The sequence below is a fragment of the Parabacteroides sp. AF39-10AC genome (assembly GCF_003635405.1).
GTDB classification, from domain to species: Bacteria; Bacteroidota; Bacteroidia; order Bacteroidales; family Tannerellaceae; genus Parabacteroides; species Parabacteroides distasonis.
In genome coordinates, this window is record NZ_QTLP01000004.1 from 67,015 (window position 1) to 79,934 (window position 12,920).

A 12,920-nucleotide genomic window follows, 5' to 3' on the forward strand; every position below is an offset into this window, starting at 1 on the left:
TTTATTTGAAAAGCATAGGAGCGAATTGGAGGAGATAAGCCCGCCAATTGGCCCAGATATGTCCTCGGGTGGATTCTACGTACTGGTATTTCATACCTAGGCTATCCATTCGCTGGCGGAATTGCTGGTTCGCGTCGTACAGGAAATCGTCCTTTCCGATACCGATCCAGAACAATTGATAACCGGATCTCTTGAGGTTTCCTAATTTCTCGTCGAGATTCGTGTACATCGGGCTATTCGGGTCTACACCATTGGCGCTGAGTCCGGCGGAGAAAAGTCCTATATAGTTAAAATAGTCCGGATAATTCAATGATATATATAATGTATGGAAACCACCCATCGAAAGTCCGGCTATGGCTCGGTGTCGCTTATCCGGGATCGTACGGTAACGGTTATCGATGAAATGAATGATCTCGGTGAAACTTTTCTCGTACGAGCCATCCTTATAACCGGGGAAGCTGTTGCTCATGGCTGGTTTGTAATTCAGGTTATCGGATGTTTCGCCGGGAGCGGCCTGTTTACTGGGATTGCCGTTTGGCATAACGACAAGCATTGGCTGTATCTTGCCTTCGGCAATCAAGTTATCCATGATACGGGCGGTACGGCCAAGCTCCAGCCAAGCGTTCTCGTCGCCGCCACTGCCGTGTAACAGGTACAGAACGGGATAAGACTGGATGTTCTTATCGTAAAAAGGAGGCGTATAAACGCTAAGTCTTCGTTCGCTCCCGAGGATATCCGAGTGATACCAAGTGGTTGTAACATTACCATGAGGCACATCACGTACTTGATAATAATCCCCATTTCCCCCGTTGATATAGAACAGGCTGAACAAGGTGCCTACGTCACGGCAAGAGAATGGGTTGTTTGGGGCGATGTTGTAAATACCATCTATGTTTAAACGATAGGTGTACATTTCGGATGGCAGTGGGGGAGTCGTATAGCTCCATATTCCGTTTTTCCCTTTCGTCATCTGGCCATTGCCCTCGTTGGCTTCCCAGTCTCCTTTTACGGAGACGGACTTCGCTTTTGGGGCTTCTACATAGAAAGTGACGCTATTGTCTGGGTTGATCACGAGTGGTTCTACCTTATCGGTCTTGAATCCTACGTTCTGTTGGGCGAAAGCCATGGATAGGGGCAGTAAGAGAGCTGCGAGTAATGCTAGTCTTTTCATTTTATCTATACGGTTTAAAGAATTAAGTTATAGAGACAAATATACGATTTATTTCGGAAAAATAGAAGTTATACTTACTTGGCACTTGTAGTATATCTTTTTGGGTAAAGTAAGTATATCTTCTTTAGTACTTGCTGTATATATCCTTTTCTGATTAGGATGATTCTTTTTGATTATAACTAATACCTGATTTCACGTTACTACCTTTGCGGCTCTTCTATTGTTAATTAGTCTTATGTGTTTGCACAGTATTTGCTGTTTTGTGCGGCACATTTTTATTAAAAGTGTGCAGTGTTTGAAAAAAGTATTTATCTTTGCGACCGTTTTGTAATCAAGAAAAGTAAAACATGAAGAAAAAAGTAGTATTAGGTGCGGCATTGATGATGATGCCTTTGGTTTCTTTCGCTGGAGGATATTTGACGAATACGAATCAGCATGCAGCCTTTTTAAGGTCACTTTCGCGAGGTGCTGCAATTGATATAGACGGCGCTTTGTCAAACCCGGCGGGTCTTTCTTTTTTGCCGACAGACGGTTTCCGCGTTGGTGTGAGTATCCAAAGTGCTTTCCAGACCCGGGATATCGATGCCTCTTTCAGTACATACAATGGTTTCGACCCAGTGAATAAGGTGCCGACAGTGAGCGACGTTCCCTATAAAAAGTATTACAAAGGAAAGGCAGCCGCTCCTGTGATTCCGAGTGTTTTTGCGGCTTACAAAAAAGGTGATTGGACGATCTCCGGTTTCTTTGCCATTACGGGTGGAGGTGGTAAGGCTTCGTTTGACGATGGCCTGCCAATGTTCGAATCGGCTGCTATGGCCGGTATCTTCAAGGAAAGTGTAGCGAAATATATAAAGACTGGCGGTCAAAGTCCCATCGTCACGCCGGATATGTATACTATTAACAGTGCGATGGACGGAAAACAGTATATTTATTCCCTACAACTTGGCCTATCATACAAGATCACGGATTGGCTTTCTGCTTTTGCCGGAGGCCGGATGAACTATTTCTCAGGAAACTATGACGGGTATCTGGATGCAAAATTAAAACAGAATTTTGGTGGAGCGGATTTAATGAACCTGGCTTTGGATTGCGATCAGACAGGTTGGGGGTTGACACCGGTTTTGGGTGTTGATGTCAAATATGGTAAATTCAATTTCGGAGCTAAATATGAGTTTAAGACGAACTTGAACATCGAAAACAATACCAAGAAGTTGGATTATCCCGACAGTGCGGAAGATTTGGTTGGCCCTTATAAGCATGGTGTAAATACGCCGAACGATATTCCTTCCATGCTTTCGGTGGCAGCTTCTTATCGGTTTTTGCCCATGTTGAAGGCTTCTGTTGAGTATCACTTCTTCGATGACAAGAAGGCGGGAATGGCCGGTGGAAAGCAGAAGGAACTGGAAAGAGGTACGAATGAGTATCTGTTTGGTATAGAGTGGGATGTTGTCAAGAGATTGACCATTAGCGGTGGCGCTCAAATTACAGATTATGGTTTGTCTGATAATTTCCAAAGTGATGTTAGTTTCTCCTGCGATTCTTATTCGCTGGGCTTTGGTGCTAAAGTGATGTTGAGCGAAAAAATGGCTTTGAACGTGGGATATATGTGGACAACTTACCACGATTATACCAAGAAGATGGACAACTACTGCGGCACGGGACTTCCTTGGCAGAATGTGTATAGCCGCACCAACAAGGTGTTCGGATTAAGTTTGGACTACGCTTTCTAAGCTTGAAAATATTCGTATCCTATTGAAAAAGGAAGCTGCTGTCGTGCGGCTTCCTTTTTTTGATTCATGGGTATTCACGGACTATATGAACCTATGCTTTACGGCTCATAACCATAGGTTTTAGTCGCTGTAAAGCATAGCTGGGTATGGCATAAAAAAGAGGGTGCATGACGCACCCTCTTTCTTGATTATTTGTTTTACTTGTTGCCGATTATAACTGAATCCAACGTACATAAGCGAAGTCCATACGGTGAGGCAACTCCTTGTTTACAGGATATACACGGAAGCCCATCTTATGGTTACCAGCCTCGGAAGGAGTGGTCGTTAACTTGAAGAATAACTTGGAGCCTTCTTCCTTCATCAACTCGAACTGAGCGGTATTGATTGGTGACAGCGTGTGTTTCTCCGGATCTTCCTTCATGACAACCATTTCAGCACCTAACATACCTTGTAGTTCATGACGGTCGATTACCAAATTGAAGTTGTATTCTTTTCCTACAACCGGGCCGTTCACCGTCAAATCTTGGTCGCAAGTGAAAGATTCCACTTGGAAGCTATCCCAATGTTGCGCAACTTCCTCTTTCCAAGCAGCTAATTGCTTAGCGATCTCGTAGTTGTTAGCGGAAATATGAGCGGAACGAGTAGCCAATTTGTGATAGAAACGATCCTCATAATCGTCCAACATACGTTTCATCGTATAATCCGGAGCGATCTTGGCGATAGAGTTCTTGATATATTGGATCCAGTCCGGAGAGTAACCCTTGCTGTTCTTAGCGTAGTAAGTCGGGATAATCTCAGTTTCCAAGCAATGGTAGATCGTAGCCGCATCCAATTGGTCTTGGTATTGCTGGTTCTCATAAGTACGCTTGTCGGTCAATGCCCAACCTGCGCCTTCTACGTAACCCTCATACCACCAACCGTCAAGAACGGAGAAGTTCAATACACCGTTCATCTCGGCTTTCTCACCGGAAGTACCGGAAGCCTCTAACGGACGAGTCGGCGTGTTCAACCATACGTCTACACCAGAAATCAAACGACGGGCCAAACGCATATCGTAGTTCTCCAAGAAGATGATCTTTCCTAAGAACTCCGGACGGCGAGAGATCTCTACGATGTGTTTGATCAAACCTTGACCACCACCATCAGCCGGGTGAGCCTTACCGGTGAATACGAACTGAATCGGGAACTTTTCATTGTTAACGATCTTAGCCAAACGGTCTAAGTCCGTGAACAACAAGTGCGCACGCTTATAAGTAGCGAAACGACGACCGAAACCAATCAACAAGGCATTCGGATTGATCTTCTCAAGGATGGAAACTACCTTAGAAGGATCACCTTGGTTCTTCAACCAGCTATCTTTATATTGAACACGGATGTAATCAATCAATTTATTCTTCAAGGTCATACGGAGATTCCAGATTTCCTCGTCGGATACATTCTGGATTCCTTCCCAACATTTGCGATTTGATTGATCCTCGAAAAGCTTCGTGCCTAATTTATCCGCATAGAATTTCTTCATCTCCGTAGCGGCCCAAGTCGGCATGTGCACACCGTTCGTTACATAACCAACGTGCAGTTCATCCGGGAAGTAACCTTTCCAAACTGGGGCGAACATACGCTGAGAAACCTTACCGTGCAACCAGCTTACGCCGTTAGCCTCTTGGCAAGTGTTCAAGGCGAATACGCTCATGGAGAATTTCTCGTTAGAGCCCGGGTTCTCACGTCCCATATCGATGAAGTCTTGCCAGCTAATACCTAACTTGCCGGGGAACTCACCCATGTAACGTCCGAACAAACCTTCGTCAAAGTAATCGTGACCTGCCGGAACCGGAGTGTGTACCGTATAGAGAGCGGAAGCACGAACTACCTCCAACGCTTGGTTGAATGAAAGGCCGTCGTTCTGGATATAGTCTACCAAACGCTGAGCGTTGATCAAAGCGGCGTGTCCCTCGTTGCAGTGATAAATTTGTTTCTTGATACCTAACTTGTTCAGCATCATGATACCACCGATACCCAACAAATACTCTTGTTTCATACGGTTCTCCCAGTCGCCACCATATAATTGGTGCGTGATGGAACGATCCCATTCGCTGTTCTGAGGAATATCCGTATCCATTAAGTACAAAGGTACACGACCTACGCTAACTTTCCAGATATGAGCGTAAACGGTTCTGCCCGGATAAGGAACTTCCAATACCATCGGCTCTCCGTTCGACTGCAATACCTGAGTCAACGGCAGGGCGTTGAAATTTTGCGGCTCGTAATTGGCGATCTGCTGACCGTCCATGGACAAAGTCTGTGTGAAATATCCGTAACGATACAAGAAACCTACGGCACATAAATCGATATTACTATCGCTGGCCTCTTTCAAGTAGTCACCGGCTAATACTCCCAGACCACCTGAGTAAATCTTTAATACATTGGTCAAACCGTACTCCATGCTGAAGTAGGCTACAGACGGTTGTGTCTTGTCGGGTTTTACATTGATATAAGCTTTGAAATCAGCGTATACCTTTTGGATTTCAGCCATTAACTCCTTATCTGCTAAGATCTCTTCCATACGTTTGTGTGAAAGGCTTTGCAATAGCTGTACAGGGTTACCTTCTGTGGATTTCCAAAGTTGTTTGTCGATCTTGCCAAATAGTTTAGCGCCTTCATGATTCCATACCCACCAAAGATTCGTAGCGATCTCATTAAGTGGTTCCAACTGTTGTGGAAGCTTGGAATGTGAGTAGACGTCCTTCCAAATAGGACTGTTTGCGTTATTCGCCTTAATTTTCATTATCGTGAAGTTTAAAGTGTTTGTCTAAAACGAGTGCAAAGATAGCATTATCTTATTAATTATGAGCAATATTTAGCTGTTTCTTTCCTCGGCATGCTTTATGGCGATGTCGAATGCGGTCAGATAATAGTCGATAAACTTGCTCCATTCAGCTTTTCGAGCGAGATCGAAACAACGCTGTTTGATTTCCTCGATGTCTGTAGCATCCTTTTGGCTGAGAGCCAGGATGGAGTTCATGATAGCGTCCGCTACCTCAAAATAATTGAAATCCGTACGATTAATAACCTCTACGCCTTCGCTAAGGTTATCTCCGGATACCGTTTTCTTCGCCCACATACCGAAACCGGCCAGATTGGTCGTGATCGTCGGTATACCGAAAGCGATACTTTCCAGCGGGGTATATCCCCACGGCTCGTAGTAGGAAGGATATACGGTAGCGTCCATCCCTATCAGCATATCATAATAGGTCTTATTGAAAATACCTCCTTTACCGTCCAAATAACAAGGAACGAATATGATCTTTAGTTTTTCGGATGCTGCGTTCGTGAAGCCGGCGTGGTTGATATAATTCAAGACCTTATCTTCTGGCATATTATGCAACCAGTGCGTAATGAAAGGGATTTGAAGCGGAGAGGTCGTCTTTATGTCCTGCTCGATCGCCTCTTTTAAATCCGCACGGGCAGCACGTACCCAAGCCGGTACCATGATAAAGGCGACGACCTCACGCTGCAGGCGTCCGGACGTACGTACACGGTTCATCGCCTCGATGAAGACATCGATACCTTTATTTCTGTATTCATAGCGGCCACTGGTGGAAACCAGCAAAGCGTTCGGGTCGATGGGGCAGCCCAATAATTTCTCTGCTACATTAATTAATGTACGACGTGCCTCCTTCCGCTTTTTAGCGTATTCCTTACCCTCGGGTACGAAGTTGGGCTCAAAGCCGTTCGGGGTAACGATATCCGGTGCCTTATCCAATAACTGTTTACATTCACGGGCCGTGATATCGCTTACGGTCGTGAAGCAATCCACGTAATGGGCGGCCTGCTTCTCTACGGAATGCTTGGCCTCCATGTTTAGCTCCTTAGCCATCTGATCGCCGTTGTAACCGTCCATATAAGCGTATAACGCTTTGTTGTTACCGGCGATAGAGCGTCCGATCGATGTGGCATGCGTCGTGAAAAGTGTCGCTATGGCAGGGATTTGCTTTTGAATGTAAAGCGCTCCCATCGCCAACATCCATTCATTGAATAGGGCGGCGACTTTCTTGTTTTCCAGTTTGTAGAAGTGATAGAAACTCTCTATTACCTTACCGACCGCATATGCGAAGATACAAGACTCATCGTAATCGCCGTAGGCGTGGATGGAGTCAACTCGGAAATTTTCCCACATAGAATAGAAAAAGGCGTCTCGTTCACTGAAGTAGGACTTGAAATCTACCAGTATAACAGGGGGGGTACCCGGTACGTTCCAGCGACCAACCTTAACTTTCAAGTGATCCACTGCCTCGGCGTGCTTTCTCCAATCCTCAAACAAAGATGCGTCTTCCGTAAAATCGGGAGCGGTTGTGTTTGCCCACACATCCGGACCGATGAATATTACTTTGTCGTTAAAAATTTGTTGAAGCGTATGAGCTTTAGTCGATAGTACGGTATAAATACCTCCCACTTTATTACAGACTTCCCAGCTGCTTTCAAAGAGAAACTCTGGCGTCTTTATCATTTCGTTCATATTTGATTTGTTTATAATCAATGATTTCACCGCTGCAAAGATAATTCATTTTATGTTTTTTCTTGGCCTTTCCTCGGTATTTAATAACATATGTTCTATATTTGTGGATAATTAAATATGAAATAATTATGGCTAAAAGAAGAATTTTAAAGAAAGAGATCAGCTACGTGGCTGGTGAATTGTTCACGGAAGCGCTGGTTTGCAAATTGTATATACCCGGAGTAAATCAAGAGAAAGCGGATGCTTTGATGGCTCGTATCCTAGATATGCAAGATAGTTATATCGTTCGTGCCGGACACCCCGACGGCAAGGATAACAAGGCTCTCGTACGGAATTATTATCGCAAATTAAGAGAGGACTTGCAAAACGAGGTTAACGCTATCGCCGACGAGATAGGAGAGTTGAGCAAGGACAAATAGGCATGAAGAAGGCAATTAGTAAGGCGATACTCCGTATGGCGGGGTGGAAGCTGGGCCCGGTGGATGGCGTGGATTTGCCGAAATGTATCGTATGTGTGGCTCCGCATACCAGTAACTGGGATTTTATTGTAGGGAAACTTTTTTATACCTCGATCGGGTGTAACGCTGGTTTCCTTATTAAGAAAGAGTGGTTCTTTTTCCCTTTTAATTTGCTGTTTAACTGGCTGGGAGGTGTTCCGGTGGATCGTGGTAAACGTACGTCGGTGACCGATCAGATGGTGGAACGTTTCAAGACCAGTGAGCGGTTTCAATTGGCCGTCACACCGGAAGGTACCCGGAAGCGGGCCAAGGACTGGAAAAAAGGATTCTATTTTATCGCTTTGAAAGCGAACGTGCCGATCGTGGTGGCTTATTTTGATTATGGAAAGAAAGAGGTTGGCACGAAAGGTGTTTTTTATCCGACAGGTGATGTGGATAAAGATATCCATACGATACGAGAGATGTATCGGGGAGTTACCGCCTGCCATCCTGAGAATTTCGTACAGGTATAGGTTTCATGGTGAAGAAATAAGAGTTTTGCTATAGGAAAACAAAAGTTTTCCCTAGGAGAAACAAAAGTTTTGCTATGAAGAAACTACTGTTTCTTCACCATGAAACTGTTTCCTTGTCACAATATGTCTTTTTATTACCTTAATATCTTTATTCTATGACTGAAGACTTACGTATCAGCATGATACAATCCCATATCATTTGGGAAGACCGTGAAGAGAACTTGGGTTATTATGGCGAACTGTTGCGCCGTGTTAGTGGAAGAACCGATTTAGCGGTATTGCCGGAGACGTTTACTACGGGATTTTCCATGGACGTAGAGAAACAAGCCGATACGATGGATGGACGGACTGTACCGACTATAAAGGAATGGGCTAAGAAATATAAACTGGCCGTGGCTGGAAGTTTTATCGCGAAAGATAACGGAAAGTTCTACAACCGGGCTTTTTTCATCACTCCGGAAGGAGAGGAGTATTATTACGATAAGCGTCATTTGTTCCGTATGGCGGAAGAGGACAAGCATTTCTCGGCGGGCGACAAACGGCTGATCGTGCCCTATAAAGGCTGGAATATCTGTTTGCAGGTTTGTTATGACCTGCGTTTCCCGGTTTGGAGCCGCAACGTGAATAATGAATATGATCTTTTGATTTATGTAGCCAATTGGCCCGAGGCCCGGAAGAAGGCGTGGAAGGCATTGCTGCATGCACGTGCCATCGAGAACATGGCTTATGTCTGTGGCGTGAACCGTGTGGGGGTAGATGGGAAAGGTTTTCTTTTCAGAGGGGATTCCATGATTTATAACGCAAAAGGAAAGAAATTGGCTGATGCCGGAAAACGAGAGGAAATCACCCGGACATGTACCTTGAAGAAGAGCGAGTTGGATGAGTTCCGGGCTAAGTTCCCGGCGTGGAAGGATGCGGATGGATTTGGTATTGACTTCTAATCGTTTAATTCCTTCTTATTATGGAAAAACGTAATCCTTGGGCTTGGATCCCGTCTCTTTATTTTGCCGAAGGCTTGCCCTATGTGGTAGTCATGACGCTTTCTGTGATCATGTATAAACGTCTGGGCGTCTCAAATACGGATATCGCCTTATTTACCAGTTGGCTTTATTTTCCTTGGGTGATCAAGCCCATCTGGAGCCCGTTCGTAGACTTGATTAAAACGAAGCGTTGGTGGATTTATAGCATGCAGCTATTGATTGGCGGGGGAATGGCAGGTGTGGCGTTTGTCCTTCCCGGGGATTTCTTTCTGCGGTTTACCTTGGCTTTCTTTTGGTTGATGGCGTTTAGTTCCGCTACGCACGATATCGCCGCGGATGGGTTCTATATGCTGGGCTTGACGGAGGAGCAACAGGCGTTCTTCATCGGTATCCGAAATACGTTCTACAGGGTGGCGATGCTAACCGGACAAGGTCTGCTGGTTATGCTGGCGGGACTTTTGGAGGAGAGTACCGAGCGGATTTCCTTTGCTTGGAGCCTGGTGTTTTTCGTATTGGCCGGTACCTTTATCGCCTTGGCCTTGTGGCATAAGTATATCTTACCCCGTCCGGCGAGTGACGCGCAACGTACGAATATCACCCCTCATACCATCTTGGTGGAGTTTGGCAATACTTTCGTGAGTTTTTTCAGCAAGAAAGGGATTGTCCCGGCTTTGCTTTTTATGCTGACGTATCGTTTGGGGGAATCCCAATTGGTAAAGTTGGCTTCTCCTTTCCTGCTGGATGGGCGGGAGGTTGGCGGGCTGGCGCTCAGTACCGGTGAGGTCGGGTTCGCTTATGGTACGGTGGGAGTGATCTCCTTATTGCTCGGAGGGGTTTTAGGAGGTCTGGCTATATCCCGGGGGGGCTTGAAGACTTGGTTATGGCCTATGGCATTGGCTATCTCCTTGCCGAATCTGGTTTATTTGTATATGGCTTATATGATGCCGGAGAGTATTATTGTCGTAAACGCTTGTGTCGCTGTCGAGCAATTCGGCTACGGATTTGGCTTTACGGCTTATACGATGTATCTGATGCTTTTCGCCGAAGGGGAATATAAGACTTCGCATTATGCGATCAGTACCGGTTTCATGGCGTTAGGTATGATGCTACCGGGAATGGCATCGGGATGGATACAGGAGCAGATCGGTTACCAACATTTCTTTATCTGGGTAATGATCTGTTGCATACCTTTATTTATTGTATTGCCGTTCTTGCGTTTCAAGAAAAAATAATCTTATACCGATAATCCGGGAGTGTAGGGGAGGGTCACGATGAATGTGCTACCTTCCCCTTCTTTGGATTCTAGGGTGATATATCCTCCGAAGTGTTCGATGATAATTTGGCAGATCGCCAGTCCGAGGCCTGTCCCTTGCGCAAACTCGTCCAGTTTGTTGAACCGTTCGAATACTTGGGCTTGCTTATCTGCGGGAATGCCTTTGCCCGTATCGGTAACGGAGATCTGGATCCAACGTTTATCTTGCGTATAATCGTATTTAATCAAGATGTATCCTTGCGTCGTGAATTTTGCGGCGTTGTTTATGAGGTTGGTAATCACTTGGGTTAATCGATGTAAGTCCGCTTGGATAATGGCCGGGAGGACCGGCAGTTGTATTTTAAGCGCTACGCCTTGGGGCATCAACAATTGATGGGTGCGGTAGATATGGGATAGTAATTCGTTTAAGTCACAATTCGTGAGGGTAAACGACATCTTACCGGACTCGATGCGGGATAGATCGAGAATGTCATTGATTAATTTCAATAAGAGGTCGCTGTTCTTACTGATAACTTGCATGAACTCATCCCTCTCGTTCGGGCTTATTTCCATATCGCTTGTTAGCAGTTCCGAAAATCCAACGATGGCGTTAAGCGGGGTACGTATCTCATGGCTCATATTGGCGAGGAACGCTGATTTCATTTGGTCCGCTTCCTCGGCCCTTATACGGGCTTTGATAAGATCTTCCTCTACTTCCTTACTTTGTTGGATATTTAAGCAGAGCCCGTTTACTCCGACATTATTGCGGGTGGAGTCTTGTCCATTCTTCGCTTGCGCATATCTGAATTCCCACCATATATGCCCTTTGCCGTTGAAATTATATCGGCGGCGGGTGATCTTACGGGAAGGGAATCCTGTATCAAGCAGGTGCTTATGTTGGATGAAATCTTCCCGGTCTTCAGGGTGGATAGACTCTTGGAATTGCGTGGAGGTGATCGGCTTTATCGGCATATCCAACGACTTATAGAAATCATGGTCGAACTCGAATACGCCGTTGCTGTATCGGAATGCGAAAATATCACCGCTCTCTAAAGCCAACGAGAGGAATTCTTTCTCTTTCCGTAAACTTTCTTGAGCCTGTTTCTTGTGAGAGGCTTCGCGACGGTATTGTACTCTTTGATAGAAAAGCGTCCATAGGATAAATAGGGTTAGAAGAATCCCGCATAGAATAATATATGTTTGATAACGAACCACAAAGGGCATGTTCAAGAAGATGCTGTTTTGAGGCAGTTCTTTCCAATCGATACCCCATTTATTTAAAGTCGGGTAATCGAACAGATAGTTTTTGGCGCTTTCCGTTATTTGTGGGAAGCTATTGGCCGGTGTGCCCTTGAGTATGCTGGCAGCTCGTCGTAAGGCTTCTTGGGTTTGGCTCTCTACCGGGGTCATATATCCCCCGATGAAGCCTCCGTCATATCCTACGGATTCGTTGATCGCCGAGAAGCTGGGAAATGAGCAGAACCTACCTAAGGCTATCGAGGTATAATCTCTTTTGGTAGCAAGGTAGGCCTTGTTGTAAGTACTTGTACCTAACCCCCAGATCAAGTTGGAACTGGTACGGGGTTGAATGGTTTGTATATAGAGGGAATCGAACGGTACTTTTGGGAACCGCACTAAAGAAGAGGATCTCTTTTTATCGGATGGGGATGAATACTGGGGATATTTAAGGTAATCGGGTCTAGCCTTGGAGCATAGCCCTTTTATTTGCTCATCCATATCTTTCAGGATCTTTTTGTCAAGAGCTGTACTATCAGAGACACGTACAATCACGCATTTTCCCATGATTCGCTCAATAAGTTCGACGTTTTTCCGATAGTCCGGCTTATCCCAAAATCCGGATACGTTAGGATACTTTTGAATTAAGGGTATGTTAGGGTAGTTGACTCCGGTAAAAACGATAGGTACGCTATCTAATAAAGGATGTTCGCAAGCCAATAAGGAATAGGTCGCTTGATCATCGTTTACGATTATGATATCAGGCTTCCATAAAGATAACGTATTGAGTTCCGTATATATTCTTTGTTTCTCTTCTGGCGATTGATAAGCTTCGCAATTAAGATAGAACGTGAAGATACTGGCATGAATGCCTTCCTTTTGGAATCCATTTTTAAAAGTCTCTTCTACATCTTTATAGGCTTGAAAGTCCGGCTCATAAGATTGTACTATCAAGATGCGTTTTTCCGTGGTTGAGCGTTCGCAAGAATTTGCGACCAATAAAAACAATGGAAGCAACAATAAAAAAAGATAACGATAAGAAGTGTTCGCCATGTGTATAGCTTCAAT

General features: G+C 45.0%; 9 protein-coding genes. 5 read left to right on the plus strand and 4 right to left on the minus strand.

The window, feature by feature from the left end; translation table 11 throughout:
• Nucleotide 1 precedes the first annotated feature (1 nt).
• Nucleotides 2–1,171, minus strand: a complete 1,170-nt coding sequence (locus tag DW033_RS04860) for an esterase (protein WP_122382504.1) — start codon at nucleotides 1,169–1,171, stop codon at nucleotides 2–4.
• 347 nt (nucleotides 1,172–1,518) lie between these two features.
• Between DW033_RS04860 and DW033_RS04865 the strand changes: the two genes are divergently transcribed.
• Nucleotides 1,519–2,901 carry an OmpP1/FadL family transporter gene (locus tag DW033_RS04865; protein ID WP_122382505.1) on the plus strand — a complete coding sequence of 461 codons (1,383 nt, stop codon included), beginning with the start codon at nucleotides 1,519–1,521 and terminating at the stop codon, nucleotides 2,899–2,901.
• A 211-nt stretch (nucleotides 2,902–3,112) separates the two neighbouring features.
• Here DW033_RS04865 and glgP read toward each other — a convergent pair whose 3' ends face one another.
• Together glgP and DW033_RS04875 are read right to left on the minus strand one after the other, a co-directional pair.
• Nucleotides 3,113–5,683 carry an alpha-glucan family phosphorylase gene (gene glgP, locus DW033_RS04870; RefSeq protein WP_005864633.1) on the minus strand — a complete coding sequence of 857 codons (2,571 nt, stop codon included), beginning with the start codon at nucleotides 5,681–5,683 and terminating at the stop codon, nucleotides 3,113–3,115.
• 72 nt (nucleotides 5,684–5,755) lie between these two features.
• Nucleotides 5,756–7,414 (minus strand): glycosyltransferase, encoded by a 1,659-nt coding sequence (locus DW033_RS04875; protein ID WP_122382506.1) that lies wholly within the window; start codon nucleotides 7,412–7,414, stop codon nucleotides 5,756–5,758.
• Between the two features lie 128 nt (nucleotides 7,415–7,542).
• Between DW033_RS04875 and DW033_RS04880 the strand changes: the two genes are divergently transcribed.
• The 4 genes from DW033_RS04880 to DW033_RS04895 all read left to right on the plus strand — a co-directional run bounded on the left by DW033_RS04880 (nucleotide 7,543) and on the right by DW033_RS04895 (nucleotide 10,596).
• Nucleotides 7,543–7,833: a hypothetical protein gene (locus DW033_RS04880; RefSeq protein ID WP_005854588.1), complete on the plus strand. Its 291-nt coding sequence runs from the start codon at nucleotides 7,543–7,545 to the stop codon at nucleotides 7,831–7,833.
• A gap of 2 nt (nucleotides 7,834–7,835) precedes the next feature.
• Complete coding sequence (locus DW033_RS04885; protein WP_008773478.1) at nucleotides 7,836–8,384, plus strand: 1-acyl-sn-glycerol-3-phosphate acyltransferase; 549 nt, start codon at nucleotides 7,836–7,838, stop codon at nucleotides 8,382–8,384.
• 155 nt (nucleotides 8,385–8,539) lie between these two features.
• The gene (locus DW033_RS04890) at nucleotides 8,540–9,325 is read left to right on the plus strand and encodes an amidohydrolase (protein ID WP_057326933.1); all 786 of its coding nucleotides are present in this window, start codon (nucleotides 8,540–8,542) and stop codon (nucleotides 9,323–9,325) included.
• Nucleotides 9,326–9,345: 20 nt separating this feature from the next.
• Nucleotides 9,346–10,596 (plus strand): MFS transporter, encoded by a 1,251-nt coding sequence (locus tag DW033_RS04895; protein ID WP_122382507.1) that lies wholly within the window; start codon nucleotides 9,346–9,348, stop codon nucleotides 10,594–10,596.
• 2 nt (nucleotides 10,597–10,598) lie between these two features.
• Here the strand turns inward: DW033_RS04895 and DW033_RS04900 are convergent, their stop codons facing one another.
• A complete protein-coding gene (locus DW033_RS04900; RefSeq protein ID WP_122382508.1) occupies nucleotides 10,599–12,905 on the minus strand; it encodes a HAMP domain-containing sensor histidine kinase in 2,307 nt (768 codons plus the stop codon).
• Nucleotides 12,906–12,920: the final 15 nt, after the last annotated feature.

Excerpts from the sequence above, each read along its gene's own strand:
- DW033_RS04880 (WP_005854588.1), top strand. The coding sequence starts at position 7,543 with ATGGCTAAAAGAAGAATTTTAAAGAAAGAGATCAGCTACGTGGCTGGT.
- DW033_RS04865 (WP_122382505.1), top strand. The coding sequence starts at position 1,519 with ATGAAGAAAAAAGTAGTATTAGGTGCGGCATTGATGATGATGCCTTTG.
- glgP (WP_005864633.1), bottom strand. The coding sequence starts at position 5,683 with ATGAAAATTAAGGCGAATAACGCAAACAGTCCTATTTGGAAGGACGTC.
- DW033_RS04885 (WP_008773478.1), top strand. The coding sequence starts at position 7,836 with ATGAAGAAGGCAATTAGTAAGGCGATACTCCGTATGGCGGGGTGGAAG.
- DW033_RS04900 (WP_122382508.1), bottom strand. The coding sequence starts at position 12,905 with ATGGCGAACACTTCTTATCGTTATCTTTTTTTATTGTTGCTTCCATTG.
- DW033_RS04860 (WP_122382504.1), bottom strand. The coding sequence starts at position 1,171 with ATGAAAAGACTAGCATTACTCGCAGCTCTCTTACTGCCCCTATCCATG.
- DW033_RS04875 (WP_122382506.1), bottom strand. The coding sequence starts at position 7,414 with ATGAACGAAATGATAAAGACGCCAGAGTTTCTCTTTGAAAGCAGCTGG.
- DW033_RS04890 (WP_057326933.1), top strand. The coding sequence starts at position 8,540 with ATGACTGAAGACTTACGTATCAGCATGATACAATCCCATATCATTTGG.
- DW033_RS04895 (WP_122382507.1), top strand. The coding sequence starts at position 9,346 with ATGGAAAAACGTAATCCTTGGGCTTGGATCCCGTCTCTTTATTTTGCC.